The following is a 23,688-nucleotide window of genomic DNA, read 5'->3' as shown; positions in this document are numbered from 1 at the left end:
TCGGTGGTGCTGCAACGGGCCCGAGGTCGCGGGCTTGAGATATAGTTAACATATTATCTTTTGTCGAAGAAAGACCTTTTGCTACGACTGATAATAAAATTAAGATATTAACGTTATGACGCCTTCGTCCCTGAGTCCGGAGCCTCGATGACCCACTCTTCCAACCCGGGGCGCCTGATCGTCCTGCTCGCTGCGCTGGTGGCCTTCGCGCCGCTGTCCATCGACACCTACCTGCCCAGCCTGCCGCTGATCGCCAGCGACCTGAACGCCAGCGCCGCCAGCGTGCAACTGACCATCAGCCTGTTTCTCGTCGGCCTGTGCCTGGGCATGCTGGTCTATGGCCCGCTGTCCGACCGCTATGGCCGACGCCCGCTGCTGCTGGGCGGCATGGGCCTGTACCTGGTAGCGACCCTGGGTTGCATCTTTGCCGATTCGGTAGAGCAACTGGTGGCCTGGCGCTTCTTCCAGGCCCTGGGCGGCGCGGCGGCGTCGGTGCTGGCGCGGGCCATCGTGCGCGATCTGTTCGCCCTGGCCGAAGCCGCCAAGGTGCTGTCGCTGATGCACCTGGTGACCATGCTCGCCACCCTGGTGGCGCCACTGCTGGGCAGCGTGCTGATGGAGTTGAACGGCTGGCGCACGGTGTTTTTCGGCCTGCTGTCGTTCGGCGTGCTGTGCCTGGTGCTGACGGCGTGGAAGATCGGTGAAACCCATGCTCCGGACCAGCGTGGCGAATCCCTGGCCAAGGTCTTCCTCGCCTACTGGCACATTGCAACGCAGCCACTGGCACTGGGCTACATCCTGTGCATGGGCCTGGCTTTCGGCGGCATGTTCGCCTTCATCACTGCGTCGCCGTTCGTCTACATGGAAGTCTTCGGCGTCTCGCCACGGGGATATGCCTGGCTGTTCGGCCTGAACGTCGCCGGGATCATCCTGATGACCCTGATCAACGCGCGCCTGGTCAGCCGTCTTGGCCCGCTGCGCATGCTGGCGCTGGGTGCGGCGATGGCCGGGCTGGCGGCGGTCGGCTTGCTGGTGGCGGGACTGACAGGCTGGGGCGGTCTGGCGCTGATCGTCGCCTGGGTGGTGGTGTACGTGAGCGTCACCGGTTTGCTCGGTGCCAACTGCGTGGCCAGCCTGCTGGCGCTGTACCCGCGTCAGGCCGGGGCCGCGGCGGGGTTGGCGGTGGCTTGCCAGTTCGCCCTGGGCGCGGTGTTTTCCGCCGTGGTCAGTGCCCTGGCGGATGGCACGGCACGGCCGATGTGCCTGACCCTGGCGGCCGCCGGCCTGGGTTGTCTGGCCTGCTACGGCCTGATCGCCCGGCGCACTCGACGCCAGAGCGTCAGCCAGACGGCTTGAGGCTGGCAGGAAGAAGCTTCAACGTTCGTCGGAAGCGTCCATACTCAGTGAACTCCGGTGTCGTTTGCCTGATGCCGGGGCACCTGTTACAAACAGGTGCGAGACCCGCGCGTGCGGTGTTCACAACAGCGGTGCCACAGTGGTTCGCAGGCACCGAACAGCATGGAATCCAGAATGACCCAAAGACAGGTAATCAATGCTTCGGTCGCCCCCAAAGGTAGCCTGGAGACGCTTTCCCAACGTGAAGTCCAACAATTGAGCCAGGCCGGCTCGGGCAGCATGTATACCCTTTTCCGCCAGTGCGCCCTGGCCATCCTCAACACCGGCGCCCATGTCGACAATGCCAAGACCATCCTCGATGCCTACAAGGACTTCGAGGTCCGCTTCCATCAGCAGGACCGTGGCGTGCGCCTCGAACTGCTCAACGCCCCGGCCGACGCCTTCGTCGATGGCGAGATGATCGCCAGCACCCGGGAAATGCTCTTCAGCGCCCTGCGCGACATCGTCTACACCGAAAGCGAGCTGGACCGCCTGAACATCGACCTGGACAGCTCCCAGGGCATCACCGACTACGTCTTCCAGCTCCTGCGCAATGCGCGGACCCTGCGTTCCGGTGTCGAGCCGAAGCTGGTGGTGTGCTGGGGCGGCCACTCGATCAGCAGCGAGGAATACCAGTACACCAAGAAGGTCGGCCACGAGCTGGGCCTGCGCAAGCTGGACATCTGCACCGGCTGCGGCCCCGGCGTGATGAAGGGGCCGATGAAGGGCGCCACCATCGCCCATGCCAAGCAGCGCATGAGCAGCGGTCGCTACCTCGGCCTGACCGAACCCGGGATCATCGCGGCCGAGGCGCCGAACCCGATCGTCAACGAACTGGTGATCCTGCCGGACATCGAGAAGCGTCTGGAAGCCTTCGTCCGTGTCGGCCACGGCATCATCATCTTCCCCGGTGGCGCCGGTACCGCCGAGGAGTTCCTCTACCTGCTGGGCATCCTGATGCACCCGGACAACCGCGAACTGCGCTTCCCGGTGATCCTCAGCGGCCCGCGCAGTGCCGAGCCGTACTTCGAGCAGTTGCACGCCTTTATCGGCGCGACCCTCGGCGAGGCGGCGCAGGGCCTGTACCAGATCATCATCGACGACCCGGTGCAGGTGGCGCGGGTGATGACCGAGGCGCTGAAGGAGGTCAAGCAGTTCCGTCGCGAGCGCAACGACGCCTTCCATTTCAACTGGCTGTTGAAGATCGAGGAGAGCTTCCAGCGGCCGTTCGACCCGACCCATGCCAACATGGCCAGCCTGCAACTGAGCAAGTCGTTGCCACCCCATGAGCTGGCAGCGAATCTGCGCCGGGCGTTTTCCGGAATCGTTGCGGGCAACGTCAAGGACAAGGGGATTCGCCTGATCGAGGAGCATGGACCCTACGAGATCCATGGTGATGCGCAGGTCATGGGGCCGCTGGACAAGCTGTTGCAGGCGTTTGTTGAGCAGCACCGGATGAAACTGCCGGGTGGGGCGGCCTATGTGCCTTGCTATCGGGTAGTGGCGTAGCTTCTTAGGGCCTCATCGCTGGCAAGCCAGCTCCCACAAGGACCGCGTGCACCGCGGACCCTGTGGGAGCTGGCTTGCCAGCGATAGGGCCCTCAAGACCTATACGAAATCGCCGTCAGCCATCAATTGCAGGCCACCATCGGCCTGCTCCTTGACCAGCCCGCTGGCCAGCAGCAGCGGCTTGACCCGCACCTGCAGGCTCGGCTCGACGAAGGCCTTGACCGCTTCCAGGTCGAGGCTGCCGTTGGCCGGCATGTCTTCCTTGTTGTACGACAGCCAGGCCTTTTTCAGGGTGCCCAGCACATCCGCTGCGGTGGTCACGGCAAAGCGTCGATGCAGCGGAATGCCGTTGAACTCGAAGCTGTGGGCAAAGGCGTAGGCGCTTTCGTCGTTGGCGCTTTCGCGGCAACGGATGCACACGCACTTGCCGTCGCCGAAGGCGTTGCTCAGGTAGGTGTTGAAGTCCACCACGGGCTTCAGGCTCAGGCGCTTGTCGACTTCGAACAGGTCACCGGTCAGTTTGGCTTCGGCACTCAAGGTCATCTCCTTTGCGGTCGTGCGGATTCAGCCCGGCACCATACCAGCGCGCACGCTGTCGTGCTCGTCTTCGTGATGGCCGGGCGGGCTTTTGCCAGCGTCCTGGCTTATCCTGTACGGCTTTTCGCCCCCGACCTTTCCGGAGCCTCCCGAACATGCACAAGTACACCGCCACCGTAACCATCAGCGCCGAGCAGCGCGATGACGTCGAAGCCGTCGAGAACACCGGCGTGCAGGTCTCCCTCGAAGCGGTGTCGGAAACCCTGAAGAAGGTGCATTTCAACGGCGCCCTGGCTGCCCCGGAAAACCCCACCCACATCTGCGTCACCCTGGACAACGGCCTGACCTACTACGGTGAGATCCTCAACGGCCACGCTGAGCTGGAATACGGCTGGATCGCTTTCGAGTCGGACATGCTGACCCCGGAAGAGCTGGGTCTGTAACGCCAGGTTTTTTTTCATCGACGTGCATCCAGTCGGCGTTCTCGCCCGTAGATCCAACAGCAGCGATCACGCTGCCCGACTGATCTTCCGACTGGAGTCATGCTCATGAACGTCAAGTCCTGCCTTCTGCTGGCCACCACCAGCCTGCTGCTTAGCGCCAGTGTTCACGCTGCCAACCCGGTGCCGGACAGCATCAAGGTGCCCGATGGACACAAGGTCGCCCTGGAAACCACCGGGGTCGGCGAAATCACCTACGAGTGCCGCGACAAGGCCGATATGCCCGGCCAGACCGAATGGACCTTCGTCGGGCCCAAGGCGGTGCTCAACGACCGCAGTGGCAAGGCGATCGGCGATTACTTCGGTCCGCCCGCCACCTGGCAGGCCAAGGACGGTTCGAAGGTCACCGGTACGCAACTGGCGGTGGCCCCGTCGAGTGCGGGCAACCTGCCGTATCAACTGGTCAAGGCCAATCCGGCCGAAGGCAAGGGGGCGATGAGCGGGGTCACTTATATCCAGCGGGTCGCGCTCAAGGGCGGGGTGGCCCCGGCCAAGCCCTGCACCGCGGCGGACAAGGGCAAACGGGAAATCGTCGGCTACCAGGCCGATTATATTTTCTGGACGGCCCGCTGAAGGCCGGTGGCACGGTACGGGGTGGTCTAGGCTTGCAGCCGTAATGACCACCGCGACGACGAGCCCCGTGACTGCATCCCGACCTGCGTTCGACCACCAAGCCCACCTGGCGGCCTGCGCAAGCGGTGACCGCCAGGCCTTGCAGCGCCTGTACCAGGAGGAGGGCGCCCACTTGCTGGGGGTAGCCCGGCGCCTGGTCAAGGACACTGCCCTGGCCGAGGACGTGGTGCACGACGCCTTCATCCGCATCTGGACCCGTGCCGCCACCTTCGACCCGGCGCGTGGCAGTGCCCGGGGCTGGATGTTCAGCATTACCCGGCACCTGGCCCTGGATTTTCTGCGCCGTCATGAGCGCGATGTGCCGCTGGACGACGAAGCCGGGCCGGCCGATGTTGCCAGCGAGGTGGACGGGCCGCTGCACAGCGGACGCATGGGCGCCTGCCTGGAGCAACTGGAGCCGGTGCGCCGGAACTGCCTGATCCAGGCTTACGTCGAAGGCTTTTCCCATGCGCAGATCGCGCAGCGCCTCGGCGCCCCGCTGGGCACGGTGAAAGCCTGGGTCAGACGCAGCCTGGCTGCCTTGCGCGAGTGCCTGGGATGAACAGCGACGAGTACGACGATATCGACACCCTGGCCGGCGAGTATGTGCTGGGCACGCTGCCCTATGCCGAGCGCCAGGACGTGGCCCGCCGTCTCGAGCATGACCTGGCGCTGCGCAAGGCGGTCGATGCCTGGGAGCAGCGCTTGCAGTCGATGCAGGCGCTGGCGCCTGCGCAGACCCCGAGCGACTACCTGTGGCAACGCATCGAACGCAGTATCGATGCGGTGCCGGCAACTCCCGCCCAGGCGCCCCGCGAGCGCTGGTGGCAACGCCCGGCGCCCTGGCGCTGGACCTCCGCCATGGGCCTGGCGGCCAGCCTGCTGTTTGCTGTGCTCTGGTTTAACCAGCCGCCACCGGCCGCGACCACCTGGATGGTGGTGCTGGTGGCGCCGCAGGACAAATCCCCCGGCTGGGTGGTGCAGGCCCGCGATTCGCAGCATGTGCAGCTGATTCCCTTGGGCATGACCACGGTGCCCGCCGACAAGGCCCTGGAATTCTGGACCAAGGCCGACAGCTGGAGCGGCCCGGTGTCCCTGGGCCTGGTCAAGCCCGGGCAGAGCGTCGAGGTCCCGCTGGAGGCCCTGCCGCCGCTGGAAGAGAACCAGCTGTTCGAACTGACCCTGGAGAGTCCGACGGGCTCGGCCACCGGCAAGCCTACCGGGCCGGTGCAGTTCATCGGGCGTGCGGTAAAGGTGCTGTGAAGGGCGATACTGCAAAAAAATTGCATTGAAACAGCATTTTTTTCCGTTTGAGCAAGGCAAAGGTTTTATTCACACTGCCGGCCATTCTTTCCATCTCCACGGAAGGAGCCCTTTGCGTATTGCCCCCTCGCGATACAAAGTCCGCCCGATGTTGGGCGGGCTTCTTTTACTCAAACAGGTGCCTGGTCGTCACACATGTCTAGTCGTGGTCCGAGTCGCTGGTTCGATCGCTTCATCCCCGCCGCCCTGAATATTCCGCCCAAAGAATGGTTCCGCGCCGCCATCGGTGCGCTGCTGGCCCTGGCCGTGGCCGGCAGCGTCACCGGCTACCTGTTCGGCAGCCCGGTCGCCCTGCACCTGATGGCGCCGTTGGCGGCCTCCGCCGTGCTGTTGTTCGCCGTGCACTCCGGTGCGCTGTCGCAGCCCTGGCCCTTCGTCGGCAGCTACCTGTGCGCCGCTGCCATCGGCCTGGGCCTGCACCACTGGATCGGCCCCGGCCTGCTGGTGGCGTGCATGGCCTTGCCGCTGGTGATCCTGCTGATGTGCCTGCTGCGCTGCCTGCATCCGCCGGGTGCGGCGCTGGCGGTGAGCCTGGCCCTGGCCGACCCGTCGCTGGCGGCGATGGGCTTCAAGGTGGTCGAGCCGGTGTTGCTCAATGCCGCGATCCTGCTGACCCTGGCGACTCTGTACAACCGCCTGACCGGCGTGCGCTATCCGAAACTCGCCGTCGTGCCGAAAACCACCCATGCCACCGCCGATCGGCCGGCCAGCGAGCGGGTCGGGGTCAGCCCGGGTGACCTGGACCAGGCTCTGGAAGAAATCGGTGCATTCGTCGACGTGACCCGCAACGACCTGGAGCGGATCATCGGTGCGACCCAGCGGCATGCCGTACAGCGCAGTCTGGGCGGGATCAGCGCAGCCCGGGTGATGTCCCGCGACGTGCAGTTCGCCACGCCTGATACCCGTCTGGACCAGGCCTGGAAGCAATTGTCCGTGCATCGCCTGAAGAACCTTCCGGTGCTGGACGAGGCCGGCAAGCTGGTGGGCATCGTCAGCCTCAGCGACCTGGTCGCACCGGCCATGGCCCAGGCGAAGTTCAGCTGGCGCGGGCTGTTTGGCCGGAGCAAGGCGGTGACCCTGGCGCAGATCATGAGCGAACCGGTGATCACCGTGGACAGCGATCGCCCGGCGGTGGAGCTGATTCCGCTGCTCTGCGACCGCGGCCTGCACTGCCTGCCGGTATTGGAGAAGGGCAAGGTGGTCGGCGTAGTCACCCAGACCGATCTGATCGCCGCCTTGAGCCAGCATCTGCTGACTCAGGAACCACTGCCCAAGGCCGCCTAGATCAACGGATCCCAGCGCTGCGACCAGTCGGCATCGCGCTCCACCACCTCGCGTAGCAGTCCGAAGGCCTGGCGCAGTACCGCCGAATCCCGCTCCCGCGGGTAGACCAGCCAGGTCGGATAGGGAAATTCCGGCGCCTGCTCCACCCGTTGCAGCACGCCACGCTCCAGGTAGCTCTGTACCACCCGGGTGCGGAAGTAGCCGCTACCGCCGTGTTCGAGGATGTACTGCAGGGCCAGCGGGCCGAGGTTGAAGCTCAGCGCCGGACGCGAGCATTCCGGCAGGGCTTCATCGTGGCGGCGGCGGAAGGCCTCGCCCCAGTCGATGTAGACGTAGGGCTCGGGATTGCGGGTCAACTGGATGCGGATCAGTTTTTCTTCCAGCAGTTGCTCCACTTGCAGGCCGGGGCTGTAGACCGGCTGGTAGAGCAGGGCAGCGTCCAGGGTTCCGGCTTCCAGCTTGCGCAGCAGCGACTCGCTGTCGTTGACCTCGCAGCGGATGGCGTGGCTGGGTAGTTGCTCATGGAGTGCCCGCGCCCAATCCAGCATCAATGGGTTGTACAAGCTGACCTCGCCGCCGATGCGCAGCACCTGGCTGCGTCCGTCCGGCAAGGGCAGGTCGCGGCGCGCGGCTTCCCAGGTGTGCAGCAGTTGCGTGGCGTAGGGGACGAAGGCTTCGCCGTTGGGCGTCAGGCTGGCGCCGGCGCGGCTGCGGATGAACAGGGTGCAATCCAGTTGCTGTTCGAGTTTCTGCACCCGGGCGCTGATCGCGGTCTGGGTCAGGTGCAGGCGTTCGGCGGCGGCAACCAGGCTGCCGTGGCGCACGATTTCGAGAAAGGTCCGGGCCAGCTCGATGTCCATGGGGGCACCTGGGTTGCGGGGGAGCGGGCCATTCTAGAGGTTTGCTGCAGTCTTTGGGACAATCCGGATCACTGTGGGAGCTGGCTTGCCAGCGATGAGGTCGGCATTGACAGCCAGGTTGTCAGGTCTGGCCCAATCGCTGGCAAGCCAGCTCCCACAGGGTTAGCGGTGTGCTTGCGAAATCAGTAACGGATCATCACCGACTTCAGTTCGGTGTAGTCCTCGATGAACGCATCACCGAACTCGCGCCCCACACCTGAGGCCTTGATCCCGCCGAACGGCACCGCCGGGTCGAGCAGGGTGTGCATGTTGACCCACAGGGTGCCGGCCTTGACCTGCGGGATCAGGCGCATGGCCTTGCCCAGGTCGTTGGTCCACAGGCTGGCGCTGAGGCCGTAGGGGCTGTCGTTCATCAGCGCTACCAGTTCCTCTTCGTCGTCATAGGCGAGGAAGGTGGCCACCGGGCCGAAGGTTTCTTCGGTCATCAGGCTGTCCTTGGCCGAGTTGGCGAGGATCACGGTCGGTTCGACATAGCAGCCCGGGCCATCGATCAGCTTGCCGCCATGAATGATCCGGCTGCCTTCCTCGCGGGCCTTGGCGAACAGCTGGCCGAGCTTGGCCTGGTGCTGCTTGTTGGTGACCGGGCCGAACTCGCTGCCTTCGTCCAGCGGCGAGCCGATCTTCAACTGGCTCAGGCGTTCGCTCAGGCGCGTGGTGATGGCGTCGATCTGCGAGCGGTGCACATAGAAACGCTCGGCCGCCGCGCAGATCTGCCCGGAGTGCAGGAAGCCTGCCTCGATGATGCCGTTGACTGCGGTTTCCACGTCCACGTCCGGCAGGAAGCCCGCCGCGTTCTTGCCGCCCAGTTCCAGGGTGGCGCGGGTCAGGTTGGCAGCCATGGCGGTCTGGCCCACGGCCAGGCCGGTCGGGACCGAACCGGTGAAGGACACCTTGTCGGTGTGCGGGTGTTCGATCAGCGCCTTGCCGACGCCGCCGGCCCCGGTCACCACGTTGAGCACGCCTGCCGGCAGGCCGGCGTCGATGGCCAGTTCGGCGATGCGCAGGATGGTCAGCGGAGTGAACTCGCTCGGCTTGATGATCACGCTGCAGCCGGTGACCAGCGCCGAGGCCAGTTTCCAGATGGCGATCATGGTCGAGAAGTTCCACGGCACGATGCCCACCACCACGCCCACCGGCTCGCGCAGGGTGAAGGCGCTGTAGCGCTCGCCGTTGAACGAGGGCAGCGACGGGGTGATGGTCTGGCCGTTGATCTTGGTCGCCCAGCCGGCGTAGTAGCGCAGGAAGTGCGCGGCCTGGGTCACTTCGAAGTGACGGGAGATCTGGATCAGCTTGCCCGATTGGCAGGTCTCGATCTGCGCCAGTTCCTCGCAGTTCTGTTCGATCAGGTCGGCCAGCTTCAGCAGCACGCTGCCGCGCACGGCGGGAGCGGCCTGCGACCACTGGGCGAAGCCCTGGCGGGACGAAGCGACGGCGGCGTCGATATCGCTGGCGCTGGCTTCGCCGACGCGGCTGATGACTTCGCCGCTGGCCGGGTCGATCACCTCAAGGTGGCGGCCGCCGTTGGCGGGCTGCGCGCGGCCGTCGATAAACAGGCCGTGGTCACGCTGGAAGAAGGCCTGGACGGCGGGCAGAAGGGCAATGCTCATGTCGGATGTACCTGTGCAAAGAGGCAAAGCCGCACCCTAGCGCAGGCCCGCGTGGGTGACTTGACTGTGCCTGCCATGGCGACATGACCGGGTCTGCCAGTCGCGCCGGGCGCAGGGCAGGCTGCGCCATGGAAAGTACAATTTTGTCTGTGGAAGGTGCATTTTCAGCGCTTCCCACGCCTCCCATACTGGCCCCGAATCCGCCGCAGTCGCTGCCACCGGTAGCTCAGTCGGACATCCAATAATAAGCAGGGCCTCCCATGAAAAAGCCAAACCCGCTGCTCGAAGATCTCAAATCCGTACTGCCGGCCATCGCCGCCAATGCCCCCCGTGCCGAAAAGGACCGCATGGTCCCTGCCGAGAACATCGCCCTGCTCAAGGGCATCGGCCTGCACCGCGCCTTCCTGCCCAAGGCCTATGGCGGCATGGAGATCTCCCTGCCGGAATTCACCGATTGCATCGCCCTGCTGGCCGGTGCCTGTGCCAGCACCGCCTGGGCCATGAGCCTGCTGTGCACCCATAACCATCAACTGGCGATGTTCCCGGCCAGGCTGCAGGAAGAAATCTGGGGCGTGAACCCGGACCACACCGCCTCCAGCAGCATCGCGCCGTTCGGCCGCGTGGAAGAGGTCGAAGGCGGCCTGCTGTTCAGCGGCGAGATGGGCTGGAGCAGCGGCTGCGACCACGCCGAATGGGCCATCGTCGGTTGCCGCCGGGCCAATGCCGAAGGTACCCAGGACTACTGCTTCGCCGTGCTGCCACGCAGCGACTACGAGATTCGTGACGACTGGTACGCCGCCGGCATGAAGGGCAGCGGCACCAAGACCCTGATCATCGACAAGGCCTTCGTTCCCGAGCACCGCATCCAGAAAGCCAAGGACATGATGGAAGGCAAGTCCGCCGGCTTCGGTCTGTACCCGGACAGCAAGATCTTCTACACCCCGTACCGCCCGTACTTCGCCGTCGGTTTCGCCACCATCAGCCTGGGCATCGCCGAGCGCATGCTGGAAGCCTTCCGCGAGAAAACCAAGAACCGCGTGCGCGCCTATACCGGTGCCAGTGTTGGTGCCGCGACCCCGGCGCTGATGCGCCTGGCCGAGTCGACCCACCAGGTCGCCGCCGCCCGCGCTTTCCTCGAAAAGACCTGGCAGGACCACGCCGACCACGGCGCGCGCAAGGAATACCCGAGCCGCGAGACCCTGGCCTTCTGGCGCACCAACCAGGCCTATGCGGTGAAGATGTGCATCCAGGCCGTCGATCGCCTGTACGAAGCCGCTGGCGGCACCGCCTGGTTCGAGAGCAACGAACTGCAACGCCTGTGGCGCGACTCGCACATGACCGGTGCGCATGCCTACACCGACTACGACGTCTGCGCGCAGATCCTCGGTCGTGAGCTGATGGGCCTCGATCCAGACCCGAGCATGGTCTGAGTCCCGATTCTCTCTTTCGCATAACAACAATCACGGTTGCCCCTCGCCGGGCAGCCGGGGAGTCTTGCATGTCCAATCAAACCGTAGCGGCCTTCGACAGCCGTGCCTTCCGCCGCGCCCTGGGCAACTTCGCCACCGGCGTCACCGTGGTTACCGCCGATGACGGCGCGGGCAACAAGGTCGGCGTCACGGCCAACAGCTTCAACTCGGTGTCCCTCGATCCGGCACTGATCCTCTGGAGCCTCGACAAGCGTTCCACCAGCCTGGCGACCTTCGAGGCGGCCAGCCACTTCGCGGTGAACATCCTCGCGGCGGACCAGATCGACCTGTCCAACAACTTCGCCAAGCCGCGGGACGATCGCTTCGCCGGTATCGCGCATCAGGCCGGAGCGGGCGGGGCGCCGATCCTGCTGGACTGCTCGGCCAACTTCCAGTGCGAGAAGTACCAGATCCTCGACGGTGGCGATCACTGGATCATGATCGGCAAGGTGGTGTGCTTCGAGGACTGCGGACGTTCGCCGCTGCTGTATCACCAGGGTGCCTACTCCATGGTCCTGCCGCACACGCGCATGACCAAGCGTGAAGAAGGCCAGCCGCCGAGCAGCAACTTCCAGGGGCGCCTGAGCCACAACCTGTATTACCTGATGACCCAGGCTCTGCGCGCCTACCAGAGCAGCTACCAGCCACGCCAACTGTCCAGCGGCCTGCGCACCAGCGAAGCGCGGATGCTGATGGTGCTGGAAAACGATGCCGGCCTGAGCCTGGCCGACCTGCAGCGGGAAGTGGCGATGCCGGCGCGGGAAATCGACGAAGCGGTGGCCAACCTGACCCGCAAGGGCCTGGTCAGCGGCAGCGAGGAGGGTGGTAATGTGCGCCTGACCGTCAGCGGGATCGACCAGACCGAAGCCTTGTGGACCATTGCCCGGGAGCAGCAGGACAAGGTGTTCGGGCAGTTCAGTGAAGAGCAGATCGAGACCTTCAAGACTGTGTTGAAGGCTGTGATTCGCGGGTGAGTCGACTGGCCTCATCGTCGGCAAGCCGACTCCCACAGGGTTCTGGGTCGGCCACGGCATCTGTGTTCGACGCGGACCCTGTGGGAGCTGGCGTTGCCAGCGATGAGGCCGGAAAGAACAACACTGACCAGCAAGATCGGTGTCGAAGCTGATGGCCCCATCGCCGGCAACGCCGGCTCCCACAAGGAGCGCGGTCAGAAACCTGTGGGAGCTGGCATTGCCAGCGATGAGGGCCTCGAGTCATGCACTGAAAGCCAATTCCCCCACAAACCGGATGGTGTCATTTTGCTTCTGAATTGTTATGTTATTACATCAATAATTCAGGTGCCCCCATGTCCTCCGCCTTCGCCAGACTCTCCCTTGGCCTTTCTGCCAGCCTCCTCAGCCTGCCCACCCTTGCCGAAGAGCCGATGCTGCTCGATGCGCTGAGCATCAGTGACCGCCGCATCGAAGAACGCGCCGACGGCCCGGTCCAGGGTTATCGCGCCACCCGCTCTGCCACCGCGACCAAAACCGACACCGATATCCGCGACACTCCGCAGGCCATCAGCGTGGTTCCGGCGCAAGTGCTCGAAGACCTCAACAGCACCCGCATCGACCGCGCCCTGGATTTCGCCGGCGGCGTCTCGCGGCAGAACAATTTCGGCGGCCTGACCTTCCTCAACTACAGCGTGCGCGGCTTCACCACCGGCGAGCTGTACAAGAACGGCTTCGCCATCAACCGCGGCAGCTACAGCTCACCGGACGCTTCGGCGATCGAGCGCATCGAGGTGCTCAAGGGCCCGGCCGCCAGCCTGTACGGTCGTGGCGATCCCGGCGGGCTGGTGAACATCGTCAGCAAGAAACCCCAGGCCGAGGCGTTCAGCACCTTCAAGGCCAGTGCCGGCAGTTGGGACCGCTACCGCAGCAGCCTCGACGTCAACACGCCGCTGAGCGAGGACGGCCGGGTGCTGTCACGGGTCAACATGGCCGTGGAAGACAACGGCAGCTTCCGCGACCACGTCGACGGGCGCCGGGCGATCGTCAGCCCGTCCCTGAGCTGGCAACTGACCCCGGACACCTTGCTGTCCATCGACAGCGAGTTCTCCCGCACCGAATCGGTGTTCGACCGCGGCATCCCGGCGGTCAATGGCGAACTGGGTCCGGTGTCCCGTTCCACCTTCGTCGGCGAGCCCAACGACGGCCGTATCCGCAACGACAACCAGACCCTCGACCTGGCGTTGGAACACCATCTCGACGACAACTGGAAACTGCGCCTGGCCAACCACTACACCCAGGGCACCCTGCGCGGTAACAGTTCGGAGCCGTCGCGGGTGGTGGGCGATCGCATCAGCCGCTTCTACCGCGAGCGCGATTTCGAGTGGAACGACAACATCACCCAGGCCGAGCTGCACGGGCACTTCGAGCTGCTCGGCTGGCAGCACCAGAGCCTGGTTGGTCTGGAATACGAGAACTACCGCAACAGCCAGAAGTACCCGCAAAGCGTGACCGGCTTCGGCTATGGCATCGATATCTACAACCCGGTGTATGGCCAGGCCAAGCCGGCCATCGTCAACCCCAACGACTTCTTCGAGCAGACCGAGAGCTACGCCCTCAACCTGCAGGACCAGATCGCCTTTACCGACCGCCTGCGCGGCCTGGTCGGCGTGCGCCTGGAGCATATCGAGCAGACCGCGCAGAACCGCGCGACCGGCGTGGTCAACAGCCAGGAAAAGGACGTGGCCACGCCGCGCCTGGGCCTGCTGTATCAACTGACCCCCGAGGTCGGTGTGTTCGCCAACGCCTCCACCTCGTTCAAGCCCAACGCCATGGGCACCCAGGGCCAGGTGTACAAGCCGGAGAAGGGCATCGGTTATGAAACCGGGCTCAAGCTGGATCTGTTCGACAGCCGGGTCGGCGCGACCCTGGCGCTGTTCCGCATCGACAAGGAAAACGTCATCACCACCGATGCCTTCGGCGACAGCATTGCTGCCGGCAAGGCACGCAGCCAGGGTGTGGATATGCAGTTCAGCGGGCAGGTGACCGATGCGGTGCGGGTGATCGGCGCCTATGCCTACATCGACGCCGAGGTGACCAAGGGCGATGCGGCGTTGCCCAAGGGTAGCGACCTGCTGGGCATTCCCCGGCATAGCGGCAGTGTGATGGCGGTGTATGAGTTCCAGGACGGGGCGTTGCGGGGTTCGGACTTCGGCGCGTCGGCCAACTATGTCGGGGAGCGTTCGGGGCAGGCCGGCAGCAGCTTCCGCTTGCCGTCCTACAGCACTGTCGATCTGCTGGCCCACTACAAGGCCAGCGAGCAGCTCACCTTCGGTCTGAACCTGAACAATCTGTTTGACCGCAAGTACTACGAGCGGGGCTACAACATGGCCTGGAACATGCCGGGGGATCCGCGCAACCTCAGCCTGAGCCTGACTTACTCGATGTAGTGCTCTCTCGGGCCTCATCGCCGGCAATGCCGGCTCCCACAGGGTTCTGTGCTCGACGCGGTCACTGTGGGAGCTGGCGTTGCCAGCGATGAGGCCCTTGAAGTCAACCCATCAACCGACGGCCGTACACAACTCCACCAGAATCCCCGCCGGGCACCGCACCCACGACACCGTCTGCCCCCAGGGCTTGACCTGCGGCGCCTTCAGCTCCACCGCTCCCGCAGACAGGGCCCGGGCATGGGCGCCTGGCACATCCTCGGTGACCAGGCCGATCTCCATCCCCAGTGGCCGCTGGCTCTCGCTGGCCGGCAGCACGCCACCTTCGAAATTCATCTCACCCAGCTCCAGCGAGGCAAAGGCCAGGGTAGTAGCCCCGGTTTCCAGCTCGCCGTAGTCCCCCGACTCGTGGAGAAACCGCCGTTGCAGCCCGAAGGCGGCCTCAAAAAACGCCAGAGAAGCGCTGACATCGGCGACATAGGCGATGGTGTAACCCAGTTTCATGTGGCTCTTCCTTGATGAACGAGACCTGCGGTTATACCCCATTGCGGCCAACCGGCACATTGCTAGTACCGCTGGACAGCACTATGGTGGTGCACGGACCTGGAACAAAGGAGCTGACCATGGCCGATTCACTTGCCCTCAACAAAGCCAGCTGGGACGAGCGCGCGCCGCTGCACGCGGCCTCTGGCGATTACGAAGTGGCGGCATTCATCGCCGACCCTGCGCACCTGTCCGAAGTGGTGCGCTTCGACCTGCCGCTGCTGGGGGATATCGACGGCCTGCGCGGCCTGCACCTGCAATGCCATATCGGCACCGACACCCTGTCCCTGGCCCGACTTGGCGCGCAGATGACCGGGCTGGATTTTTCCGCGCGTTCGCTGGAGCAGGCCAGGAGACTGGCCTCGCGCTGCGAGTTGCCTATCGAGTATGTCGAGGCTGATGTCTACGCCGCCTGCTCGACCTTGCCGGCGGCCTCGTTCGACCTGATCTACACCGGCATTGGTGCGCTGTGCTGGCTGCCGGATATCCAGCGCTGGGCCGGCACCGTGGCGACCCTGCTCAAGCCGGGCGGGCGGCTGTTCCTGCGTGAGGGGCATCCGATGCTGCTGGCCTTGAACGAGGATCACCAGGACCGGCTGGTGGTCGATTATCCGTACTTCGAGCGGCCTGAGCCGACGGTGTGGATCAGTGACCAGACCTATGTCGCCACCGACTCCAGCCTGGTCCATACCGAGACCCATGAATGGAACCACGGCCTTGGCGAGGTGGTGAGCGCCTTGCTCAGCCAGGGCCTGCGTATCACCGGCCTGGTGGAGCATGACAGCATCCCTTGGGAGGCGCTGCCGGGGCAGATGAGCCGGCGCGACAATGGCGAGTGGCAACTGGATCATCAGCCGTGGCGATTGCCGTTGAGCTATACCTTGCAGGCGGTGAAGGAGTAGGGATCGCAGATAGAGGTGTTGTTGATGGCCTCATCGCTGGCAACGCCAGCTCCCACAGATTTTCTGGCGTACATCCCACTGTGGGAGCTGGCGTTGCCAGCGATGAGGCCATCAGCAGCAACCTCAAGCCCCGGCCTTTTTCACCCTCGGCTTGCGCACTCGCTTCACCCCATCCTTGGTGGCCGTACCACTGGCCTTGCGTTTCTTCTTCCACGGCGATCCGCCACGCCCGGCCGGTGTCGCCGGCCCGGAGATGCGCAGGCTCATCCCGGCACAGCGCTCCACCTGCTTGCTCATCCATGCCGATTGCTTCTCGACGAAGGTTTCCAGGCTCATTTCCCCGCTTTGCACCATGTCCAGCGCCTGTTCCCAGATCGCCGTGGTGCCCGGGTCGGCAATCGCCCGCGGTACCGCGTCGATCAGGCTGAACGCCGCCGGCGTGGCATTCAGCGCCTTGCCGTTCTTCACCAGGTAACCACGGTCGAGCAGACCCTGGATGATCCCGGCGCGGGTCGCCTCGGTGCCGATCCCGGTGGTTTCCTTGAGCTTCTGCTTGAGGCGCGGATCCTCCACCAGCTTGGCGACGTTCTTCATCGCCTTGATCAGGTCGCCCTCGGTGAATGGCTTGGGCGGCTGGGTCCAGAGGTCCTTGAGGGTCAGGTCGCGGACATCGCACCACTGGCCCTTGCTCAATGCGGGCAGCACCTGTGGCGCTGGCGCTTCACGCCCCTTCGGCGGCGTCAGGGCTTCCGGCAGGGCCCGGCGCCAGCCCGGCTCGACGATCTGCTTGCCCACCGCGCGCAAGGCCTGTCCGGCACAGTCGAAATCGGCCTGGGTGCGGTCGTATTCGTGGTTGGGCAGGAACTGCGCCAGATAGCGCGCGCGGATCAGGGTGTAGACCGCCTTGGCCTTGCCCGGCAGGCGATTCGGATCGACCGCCGCTGCCGTGGGGATGATGCCGTGGTGGGCACTGACCTTGGCGTCGTTCCAGGCCCGCGAGCGGCGTTGCGCCTGAAGGTGCGGCTGCAATGGCGCCAATGATGGATCGGACCGACCGAGCGCAGCGAGAATCGCCGGCGCCTCGCTGTGCTGGCTGAGCGGCAGGTAGCCGCAATCACTGCGCGGGTAGGTGATGACCTTGTGGGTCTCGTACAGCGACTGGGCGATATCCAGGGTTTCCTGGGCGCCGAGGCCGAATTTCTTCGAGCAGACTTCCTGCAGGGTGCCGAGGTCGAAGGGCAGCGGCGGCGCCTCGCGCACGCGCTCGGTCTTCACCTCGACCACCTGCGCCGAACCCGCCGCCTGCATCGCCGCGGCGGCCTGTTGCGCCAGTTCCTGCTTCAGGCAGCGGCCCTGGTCATCGCAGGCATCATCCGGTGCACGCCACTGTGCGGTAAATACGGTGCCATCGCTGTCCAGCTGCACCTCGATGGCCCAATAGGGCACCGGGACGAAATCGGCGATGCTGCGGTCGCGGTCCACCACCAGGCGCAAGGTCGGGGTCTGTACCCGGCCCACCGGCAGCACGCCCTGGTAGCCGGACTGGCGGCCGAGCAGGGTGAACAGGCGGCTCATGTTCATGCCGATCAGCCAGTCGGCGCGGGAGCGGCCCAGGGCCGAATGATACAGGCTGAAGGTTTCCGCCCCGGGCTTGAGCGCGGCCAGGGCCTTGCGGATCGACGCGTCGTCCAGCGCCGACAGCCACAGGCGGCGGATCGGCCCGCGATAGCGGCAGTGCTCGACCAGCTCGCGGGCGATCATCTCGCCCTCGCGGTCGGCGTCGGTGGCGATCACCAGCTCCGTCGCCTCGCCGAGCAGGCGCTTGACTGCCTTGTACTGGCTGGCGGTCTTGGGCTTGACTTGCATCTTCCACTGTTGCGGCACGATCGGCAGGTCGGCCAGCACCCAGCGCTTGTAACGGGCGTCGTAGGCGTCGGGCGGGGCGGTTTCCAGCAGATGGCCGATGCACCAGGTCACCGTCACCCCGGTGCCGACCCAGCAGCCATCGCCACGCCGGCTGGCGCCGAGGACCTTGGCGATATCCTTGGCCTGGGAGGGCTTTTCGCAGAGGAACAGGCGCATGGGCGGGGTGGCATCCAGGGAAAAGAGGTTCCCTAGGATGCGCAGGATGGAAGGGGATGGCAAGAATTATCTGTATGGATGTACAGCTTTCCGGGGCCGCACAACGGCCCCGGAATTGTTTTACGGCGCCGCACTCACCGTAGCATTGCGCCAGGCATTGCTCAGCTTCTGCTCCAGCTCGGCCGGCACCGGTTTCTTCTGTGCCACCAGGCTCAGCTTCAGTCCGTTCAGCGAGCGTCCGCTCAGGCGGTTTTCGCTCAGGTCCTCGGTGAAAATCCGCTCCGCCTCCCGTGCCTTGCCTTGCGCCAGCAGCGCATAGCCCAGCGACTCGCGCACGGTGTAGTACCAGTCCGGCGGTTCGTTGTACCAGAGCTTGTCCTGCACTTCGACGGCCTTGCTCCAGGCCGCGAGGACCTGTGCCTTGCTGTCGTCCTTGAGTCCGGCGAGGTCATCGGCCAGGGCCTTGCCCAGATCGCCCACGGACCTGGCGGCGGTGTCTTGCACGGCCTTGAGCACCAGAGCGCCGTCAGTCGCCTCCTGGGCCTTGGTGAACAGGATCAGGTTGGCCAGGCGCAGCAGTTCGACGGCGTCGTTGTTGCCATAGCGCAGCCCCGTTGGCGTGGTTTCCTTGACCTCGGCAAGCACCTTGCCCGCCGTGCTCCAGAATCCGTTCAGCGCCTCGACGGCCTTGCCGCTGTCCTGCTTGCCGTCGAGCGTGCGATACGCCTGGGCATAGCTCTGCATGATCCGCGTGTAGGGCATGGTCAGTTCTTGCCAGCCCTGCACCTGGGCCTTGCAGGTGTCATTGATCTTCGCCAGTCCGGCCTGGACCTGATCGTCGAACGGTTTCAACCTGTCCCACGCCTGGAAGCGCACGGCGTAGTAGTACGGCACCGCGTAAAAGTAGTCGGACTTGGTCTTCAGCTCCGCCGGATATTTCTCGCAAAGGAACGGCAGCGAAGCGTTCTCGGTGGTGTTGTCCACCAGTTCGCTGGCCATGTTCAGCGCTTCGTTCTTGCGCCCTTCGATGGACAGGGTCCAGGTCAGGAAGTGGATGTTGTGCCCCAGGTAATGCAGCAGGTACGGGCTTTCCGGCTGGACCTCGCGGCCATAGGCGCGGTCCACCGAGATCGCCGCGTAGTTGGTGGCACTCGACAGCGCGTTGTTGCCGGTGCGCTGGTAGATGTGCGAGGCCATGTGGATCAGGTGGCCCACCGCCGGGTTGAGGGTGCGGAAGCGCTCGGCCATGGGCATGCCGCTTTCGGGGAAGGGCGATTCCTCGATGGCATGGATGAAGAAGTGGTTGGCGCCGGAGTGGTTCTGGTCCTGTACCAGCACGCGGTTGAGCACTTCCAGGGCGTCGGCGGCTTCATCGGTCGGCTTGACCGCATTGGACGTGGCTTCGCTGCCTTTCCACCATTTCCACGGATCGATGTTGAGCAGGGCGTCGGCGTACAGGGCGGCAGCGTCGAGATCATCGAAGTAGGTGGTGGAGAGGTCCTTCATTTTCTTCACGTAGCGCTGCTTGCCGTCCGCCGACAGGGTGATGTCATCGCCGTTGACGTCGTACTGGCTGAGGAAAGCGCTGGCATATTCCGCTTCACGCTTTACCTGTGCTTCGCTGAAGCCGGTCGGGATCTTGTCCACGCGGACCTTGGCGTTCTTCTGAGCCTTGTTCACCGCCAGGTACGCCAGTTGGTCGCAGCCCTCGGTGGCGTCGGTGTTGATGTTCGAGCTGGCCGACAGGGCGATGCCCCAGAGCGGCATGGCCGAGCCATTGTCGAGCTGGTAGGCCTGATAGAAGGCGCGGATAGCCTCGCTGAAGTTGAAGCCGTATTGCAGGGCCATGCCCTGGCTGTAGAAGGCCTGGATCTTCTCGCTGTCACCCAGTGCGACCAGGTCGTAGCGGGTACCGCCGAGGCCGGAGAGCAGTTGATCCGGCTTGGTGTCGCGGGTACTGACGCAGAGCTCCAGTGCCTGTTCCAGGGTGGTGCTGTCGGGTAGTTTCTTGAAGGTCTTGCCTTGTGGCTGGTCGGCGTCGTTGTGCATGCCACCGTGAGCGATGGCCTGCAGCGGCAACGCCGCCAGCAGTGCGCAGGCGATCGCCGTGCGCACGCTGGTGGTTCTGTCCATGAACGTTGTTCCTTATGGGGTGGTGGCCAGGCGCTCGATCTGCACCGCCAGGTCTTTCTCGGCAATCTTCACTTCCACCAGCACCGGACGGTCGCTCACCGCCAGCAGCTTGGGCAGCAGTTCCTGAAGTTCGGCGACCGTGTGGATCTGGTGGCCTTCGGCGCCGTAGCCCTTGGCCAGCGACGGGTAGTCGAGGCTCGGCAGGGTGTCGAAGGGGGCGAAACTGCCGTCGGGCTTGAAGGCGTCGATATCGACGAAGGCCTGCTCGATGGCATACACCTGGTTGCTCATGACGAAGACGATGGCATTGACCTTGTTGCGCGCCAGCGCCGCCAGGGACTGGCTGACCATCATGAAGCCGCCGTCGCCGGCCACCACGATCGGCCGCCGGCCACTGCCCAGGGCCACGCCGAGGGCGCAACCGGTTTCATGGCCGAGGGAGCCCCAGATGGCATCGGAGAGGAAGGCGTTGCGCGGCATGCCCTGGATATTGCTGGCCACGTACAGTGACGAGCTTTCACCGAGGATCAGCGTGCTCTGCTCCCACAGGTGATGTTCCTGGGCGAAGCTCACCAGGCTGTCGAAGAAGTTGGCGTAGCTCAGCGGGCTGTCGCTGCCGTGGCTGGCCAGCAAGGCCGGATGCTTCGGCAAGGTGACGTCCTGGCGCGGGAAGCGCGCATCGACGTCCAGCGCCTTGAGCAGCCCGTCGACGTAGTCCGGCAGGCGCACGTTGGGGTAGTAGTCGTCGCCGGTGCGGGCCAGGTCGCAGTTGACCTGGATGATCTTGTCGAAGCTGGCATTGAGCAAGTCGAGGTAGTCATCGGTGAAGATCACCCCGATGGCCAGGATGCAGTCGGCCTCCAGCACCAGAGGCGAGGTTTCCAGGCGCGAGGCCGGGCCGGCGTAGGTGCCGATGAACGGCTTCTGGCTTTCGTCGAGCACGGTCTTGGCATCAAGGGTGGTGCTGAACGGCAGCTGGCAGGCGTCGATCAGGCGCTGCACCGCGTCCTGCAGGCCGTAGCGCATGACTTCCACGCCGAGCAGCACCAGCGGCTTCTTCGCCTCGGCCAGGCGTTTGACGCTGTTGTCCACCAGTTGCTTGAGCGCGTCGGCGTTGGATGGGCGCGGCGCCGGGGTCAGTTGGCCATGGGGGCGCGAGCATTCCAGGCCCCAGACATCCTTCCACGCTTCCAGATACACCGGCTGGCGGTGGGTGATGGCGGCGATCAGCGCGTTGTCGATCTGCCACGGCGCCTGGCGAGCATCGGAGATGATCTCGCTGGCCACGGTGACCTGCGCCAGCACGTTGCGGTCGGCTTCGAAGTCGCCGGTAGAGTGGTGGAACAGCACGTTCTGGGTGCGCGCCAGTTCGCGGTTCTGGGTCGACGGGCTGGCGGAAATCACCACCACCGGGGCGCGTTCGACGAACGAGCCGGCGATGGCGTTGACCGCGCTGAAGGTGCCCACGCCGTATTGCAGGGACACGGCGCCGATGCCATGCACCCGGGCATAGCCGTCGGCGGCGTAGGCGGCGCCCATTTCATAGACCTCGCCCACCGCGTCGATGCCGTCGAAGGCATCCAGCGCGTTCATGAAGTTGGAGACATAGTCCCCCGGGACCTGGAACACCTTGGTCAGGCCCAGTTCCTTGAGGCGGGTCAACAGATAGTCGGCAACGCTGAAGTCGACGGTACTCATGCCTTGATCCCCGTGTAGGCGAAGTCGGTGACTTCGGCGAGGGTGGCCTTGCAGTCGGTGCAGGGCAGGGCCGGCGGATTCTCGATATCCACTGGCGCCGGGGTCGGCAGCAACTGATAGGCCTCAGGCAGCCACTCCGGACGCGGCAGGCCGAAGAAGTCCTGGAGGGTGGATTCGGCAGTGGTCAGTGCACCTTCGACCCAACCCTGGCCATAGGAATAGGCCTCGCCGACGATGTACACCTCCTGCTCCGCCACCGGATGGCGCATCTGCTGGATGATCAGGTCGAGACGGTAGTTGGCTTTCCATTCGTGCCAGCCGCCGCCGAACGGATCGGCGTCCCAGGCGTGGTAGACCGCGGAATAAGGTGCCGGCAGCTCGATCTGGTCATGCAGCGAGGTGACCTGGCGCTGGGCGATATGGACCATCTCTTCGCTGATCTGGTACTGCATCTTCGGCACGATTTCATTGGCATCGACCCGGCCCTGCAGGGTCGAGGGCTGGTAGCCCGCGAACGGTACGCCGCCTTCCAGGCCCTTCCAGAACGGCACGGTGCCGATGTCGTTGTAGGAGGCCATCAGCAGCGAGTTGAGGGTCTTTTCGCCGCCGTCCTGCTCGCACTCGGTGCCCATGTAGTAGCACTGGCGGATCGGCAGGTCGGTGACCGAGCGGCCGGCCACCAGGCCCTGGGCGCGCCACCAGGGTTGCTCGTAGGCGAGGAACAGCTTGAAGGCGGACTGCACCAGTACCGAGTCGAGGTTCTCTTTCAGCCACTTGTCCTGGAACAGCGGCGAGTCGATCAGCTCCAGCGAGCGCCGCGGCATGGCCAGGATGACCTGGCGGGCGTGGATGATCTCTTCCTGCGCACCGACGATATCGCGGGTGTTGCCGTTCACGGTTTCGGTCGGCTGGAAGTGCAGGCGGTACGGGTATTCGGTGTCATCGCTGTATTGCAGGGAGGCCAGGCGACGGTTCTTGTGCACCCGGTCCTCGCTCGGCACCAGGCCGCCCGGGACGTTCTTGAACTGCTCTTCGAGGGTCAGCGGCAGGGACTGGAAGCCCTTCTTCAGGGTGAGGAACTTGGTGGTGTCGCTGTATTCGGTGGCGGGCAACTGGGTCACGGCGCTGGCGTTGGCCACGTTGGCCTCATAGCCGCCGGCGTCCTTCATGAACTGGTAGCCCTCGTTGCTCAGCACGCGGTAGAGCAGGTCCCAGAAGCCGTAGCGCCAGATTTCCTTGCCGAACACCTTGACCTGCATCTGCTCGGCCAGGCTCAGCTTGTCGAAGCCCGGGTAGATGCTGTTCATCACCTTGACCTGCAGGTCCTCGGGGCCGAAACCACGCTCGGACCAGGCCAGCTTGTAGGGGATCTTTTCCGGGGCTTCGCTGAAGTCACGCAGGCGGAAGCGCTCGCCGCGCAGGTAGAACAGGTTGTCCTTGGCGCCCACCGGATCCTTCTCCGGCAGGTTGCTGCCCATGGGGAAGTCCTTGGTCGGCAGCTTGAGCTCGCCCACCAGCCTGTCGACCATCACATGGCCGCTGGTGCCTTCCTTGTTGGACGGCATCCAGCGCATGCCGCCGACTTCGGCGACGACGTTGGGCAAACCGGGGAGATTGATACTGAAGAGACGCCCGCCGATGCGGTCGCTGTATTCGAACAACTGGATGCGTTGACGATCACCCTGGGCTTCTTGCAAGCGCCATGCGCTATAGGTCCCTGATACGCCGCCGCCGATGATGGCGACATCCAATGGCTGGGTCTGACTCATCGCAAATA

The 23,688-nt window shown here is 64.8% G+C and carries 19 protein-coding genes; 11 read left to right on the top strand and 8 right to left on the bottom strand.

The window, feature by feature from the left end; genetic code table 11:
- Nucleotides 1-147: 147 nt before the first annotated feature.
- Together ACODSK_RS01890 and ppnN are read left to right on the top strand one after the other, a co-directional pair.
- Complete coding sequence (locus tag ACODSK_RS01890) at nucleotides 148-1,356, top strand: Bcr/CflA family multidrug efflux MFS transporter (protein WP_489013453.1); 1,209 nt, start codon at nucleotides 148-150, stop codon at nucleotides 1,354-1,356.
- A 174-nt stretch (nucleotides 1,357-1,530) separates the two neighbouring features.
- Nucleotides 1,531-2,904, top strand: a complete 1,374-nt coding sequence (gene ppnN, locus ACODSK_RS01885) for a nucleotide 5'-monophosphate nucleosidase PpnN (RefSeq protein ID WP_489013451.1) — start codon at nucleotides 1,531-1,533, stop codon at nucleotides 2,902-2,904.
- Between the two features lie 99 nt (nucleotides 2,905-3,003).
- Here the strand turns inward: ppnN and ACODSK_RS01880 are convergent, their stop codons facing one another.
- A complete protein-coding gene (locus ACODSK_RS01880; protein WP_489013449.1) occupies nucleotides 3,004-3,441 on the bottom strand; it encodes a hypothetical protein in 438 nt (145 codons plus the stop codon).
- Between the two features lie 155 nt (nucleotides 3,442-3,596).
- Between ACODSK_RS01880 and ACODSK_RS01875 the strand changes: the two genes are divergently transcribed.
- From ACODSK_RS01875 to ACODSK_RS01855, 5 genes are all read left to right on the top strand, one after another.
- Entirely contained in the window at nucleotides 3,597-3,884 is a 288-nt protein-coding gene (locus ACODSK_RS01875) for a hypothetical protein (protein WP_489013447.1), read from the top strand.
- A gap of 105 nt (nucleotides 3,885-3,989) precedes the next feature.
- Nucleotides 3,990-4,514 (top strand): DUF3455 domain-containing protein, encoded by a 525-nt coding sequence (locus tag ACODSK_RS01870; protein WP_489013445.1) that lies wholly within the window; start codon nucleotides 3,990-3,992, stop codon nucleotides 4,512-4,514.
- 67 nt (nucleotides 4,515-4,581) lie between these two features.
- Nucleotides 4,582-5,115: a sigma-70 family RNA polymerase sigma factor gene (locus ACODSK_RS01865; protein WP_489013443.1), complete on the top strand. Its 534-nt coding sequence runs from the start codon at nucleotides 4,582-4,584 to the stop codon at nucleotides 5,113-5,115.
- Nucleotides 5,112-5,816 carry an anti-sigma factor gene (locus tag ACODSK_RS01860; protein WP_489013441.1) on the top strand — a complete coding sequence of 235 codons (705 nt, stop codon included), beginning with the start codon at nucleotides 5,112-5,114 and terminating at the stop codon, nucleotides 5,814-5,816. The genes ACODSK_RS01865 and ACODSK_RS01860 overlap by 4 nt, the downstream gene beginning before the upstream one ends.
- Nucleotides 5,817-6,011: 195 nt before the next feature.
- Nucleotides 6,012-7,160, top strand: a complete 1,149-nt coding sequence (locus ACODSK_RS01855) for an HPP family protein (RefSeq protein WP_489013439.1) — start codon at nucleotides 6,012-6,014, stop codon at nucleotides 7,158-7,160.
- Here ACODSK_RS01855 and ACODSK_RS01850 read toward each other — a convergent pair.
- Nucleotides 7,157-8,020 carry a LysR family transcriptional regulator gene (locus ACODSK_RS01850; RefSeq protein WP_489013437.1) on the bottom strand — a complete coding sequence of 288 codons (864 nt, stop codon included), beginning with the start codon at nucleotides 8,018-8,020 and terminating at the stop codon, nucleotides 7,157-7,159. The genes ACODSK_RS01855 and ACODSK_RS01850 overlap by 4 nt on opposite strands.
- Before the next feature lie 182 nt (nucleotides 8,021-8,202).
- A complete protein-coding gene (locus ACODSK_RS01845; protein WP_489013435.1) occupies nucleotides 8,203-9,687 on the bottom strand; it encodes an aldehyde dehydrogenase family protein in 1,485 nt (494 codons plus the stop codon).
- A gap of 260 nt (nucleotides 9,688-9,947) precedes the next feature.
- On the opposite strand from ACODSK_RS01845, the gene ACODSK_RS01840 reads away from it, so the two are divergent.
- The 3 genes from ACODSK_RS01840 to ACODSK_RS01830 all read left to right on the top strand — a co-directional run bounded on the left by ACODSK_RS01840 (nucleotide 9,948) and on the right by ACODSK_RS01830 (nucleotide 14,556).
- Nucleotides 9,948-11,117, top strand: coding sequence for a p-hydroxyphenylacetate 3-hydroxylase oxygenase component (locus ACODSK_RS01840; RefSeq protein WP_489013433.1), 1,170 nt, complete (start codon nucleotides 9,948-9,950; stop codon nucleotides 11,115-11,117).
- A 68-nt stretch (nucleotides 11,118-11,185) separates the two neighbouring features.
- Nucleotides 11,186-12,130, top strand: coding sequence for a p-hydroxyphenylacetate 3-hydroxylase reductase component (locus ACODSK_RS01835; RefSeq protein ID WP_489013431.1), 945 nt, complete (start codon nucleotides 11,186-11,188; stop codon nucleotides 12,128-12,130).
- Between the two features lie 332 nt (nucleotides 12,131-12,462).
- The gene (locus ACODSK_RS01830) at nucleotides 12,463-14,556 is read left to right on the top strand and encodes a TonB-dependent siderophore receptor (protein ID WP_489013429.1); all 2,094 of its coding nucleotides are present in this window, start codon (nucleotides 12,463-12,465) and stop codon (nucleotides 14,554-14,556) included.
- Nucleotides 14,557-14,667: 111 nt separating this feature from the next.
- Here the strand turns inward: ACODSK_RS01830 and ACODSK_RS01825 are convergent, their stop codons facing one another.
- Complete coding sequence (locus ACODSK_RS01825; protein ID WP_489013427.1) at nucleotides 14,668-15,057, bottom strand: VOC family protein; 390 nt, start codon at nucleotides 15,055-15,057, stop codon at nucleotides 14,668-14,670.
- A gap of 119 nt (nucleotides 15,058-15,176) precedes the next feature.
- On the opposite strand from ACODSK_RS01825, the gene ACODSK_RS01820 reads away from it, so the two are divergent.
- Nucleotides 15,177-15,998 (top strand): class I SAM-dependent methyltransferase, encoded by an 822-nt coding sequence (locus ACODSK_RS01820; RefSeq protein WP_489013425.1) that lies wholly within the window; start codon nucleotides 15,177-15,179, stop codon nucleotides 15,996-15,998.
- A gap of 123 nt (nucleotides 15,999-16,121) precedes the next feature.
- Here the strand turns inward: ACODSK_RS01820 and ACODSK_RS01815 are convergent, their stop codons facing one another.
- The 4 genes from ACODSK_RS01815 to ACODSK_RS01800 all read right to left on the bottom strand — a co-directional run bounded on the left by ACODSK_RS01815 (nucleotide 16,122) and on the right by ACODSK_RS01800 (nucleotide 23,680).
- A complete protein-coding gene (locus ACODSK_RS01815; protein ID WP_489013423.1) occupies nucleotides 16,122-18,080 on the bottom strand; it encodes a DNA topoisomerase III in 1,959 nt (652 codons plus the stop codon).
- Nucleotides 18,081-18,200: 120 nt separating this feature from the next.
- Nucleotides 18,201-20,213 (bottom strand): hypothetical protein, encoded by a 2,013-nt coding sequence (locus ACODSK_RS01810; protein WP_489013422.1) that lies wholly within the window; start codon nucleotides 20,211-20,213, stop codon nucleotides 18,201-18,203.
- A 12-nt stretch (nucleotides 20,214-20,225) separates the two neighbouring features.
- Nucleotides 20,226-21,911 carry an alpha-keto acid decarboxylase family protein gene (locus tag ACODSK_RS01805; RefSeq protein WP_489013420.1) on the bottom strand — a complete coding sequence of 562 codons (1,686 nt, stop codon included), beginning with the start codon at nucleotides 21,909-21,911 and terminating at the stop codon, nucleotides 20,226-20,228.
- Nucleotides 21,908-23,680, bottom strand: coding sequence for a flavin monoamine oxidase family protein (locus ACODSK_RS01800; protein ID WP_489013418.1), 1,773 nt, complete (start codon nucleotides 23,678-23,680; stop codon nucleotides 21,908-21,910). The genes ACODSK_RS01805 and ACODSK_RS01800 overlap by 4 nt, the downstream gene beginning before the upstream one ends.
- Nucleotides 23,681-23,688: the final 8 nt, after the last annotated feature.

The organism is Pseudomonas sp. FG98, assembly GCF_057808595.1.
Note: the sequence above shows the minus strand (reverse complement) of the source record. Positions and strands in the feature narration are given on the sequence as shown.

Coding starts and splice junctions, on each gene's coding strand:
- ACODSK_RS01890 (WP_489013453.1), top strand. CDS start 148: ATGACCCACTCTTCCAACCCGGGGCGCCTGATCGTCCTGCTCGCTGCG.
- ppnN (WP_489013451.1), top strand. CDS start 1,531: ATGACCCAAAGACAGGTAATCAATGCTTCGGTCGCCCCCAAAGGTAGC.
- ACODSK_RS01875 (WP_489013447.1), top strand. CDS start 3,597: ATGCACAAGTACACCGCCACCGTAACCATCAGCGCCGAGCAGCGCGAT.
- ACODSK_RS01870 (WP_489013445.1), top strand. CDS start 3,990: ATGAACGTCAAGTCCTGCCTTCTGCTGGCCACCACCAGCCTGCTGCTT.
- ACODSK_RS01860 (WP_489013441.1), top strand. CDS start 5,112: ATGAACAGCGACGAGTACGACGATATCGACACCCTGGCCGGCGAGTAT.
- ACODSK_RS01855 (WP_489013439.1), top strand. CDS start 6,012: ATGTCTAGTCGTGGTCCGAGTCGCTGGTTCGATCGCTTCATCCCCGCC.
- ACODSK_RS01850 (WP_489013437.1), bottom strand. CDS start 8,020: ATGGACATCGAGCTGGCCCGGACCTTTCTCGAAATCGTGCGCCACGGC.
- ACODSK_RS01845 (WP_489013435.1), bottom strand. CDS start 9,687: ATGAGCATTGCCCTTCTGCCCGCCGTCCAGGCCTTCTTCCAGCGTGAC.
- ACODSK_RS01840 (WP_489013433.1), top strand. CDS start 9,948: ATGAAAAAGCCAAACCCGCTGCTCGAAGATCTCAAATCCGTACTGCCG.
- ACODSK_RS01835 (WP_489013431.1), top strand. CDS start 11,186: ATGTCCAATCAAACCGTAGCGGCCTTCGACAGCCGTGCCTTCCGCCGC.
- ACODSK_RS01830 (WP_489013429.1), top strand. CDS start 12,463: ATGTCCTCCGCCTTCGCCAGACTCTCCCTTGGCCTTTCTGCCAGCCTC.
- ACODSK_RS01825 (WP_489013427.1), bottom strand. CDS start 15,057: ATGAAACTGGGTTACACCATCGCCTATGTCGCCGATGTCAGCGCTTCT.
- ACODSK_RS01820 (WP_489013425.1), top strand. CDS start 15,177: ATGGCCGATTCACTTGCCCTCAACAAAGCCAGCTGGGACGAGCGCGCG.
- ACODSK_RS01815 (WP_489013423.1), bottom strand. CDS start 18,080: ATGCGCCTGTTCCTCTGCGAAAAGCCCTCCCAGGCCAAGGATATCGCC.
- ACODSK_RS01810 (WP_489013422.1), bottom strand. CDS start 20,213: ATGGACAGAACCACCAGCGTGCGCACGGCGATCGCCTGCGCACTGCTG.
- ACODSK_RS01805 (WP_489013420.1), bottom strand. CDS start 21,911: ATGAGTACCGTCGACTTCAGCGTTGCCGACTATCTGTTGACCCGCCTC.
- ACODSK_RS01800 (WP_489013418.1), bottom strand. CDS start 23,680: ATGAGTCAGACCCAGCCATTGGATGTCGCCATCATCGGCGGCGGCGTA.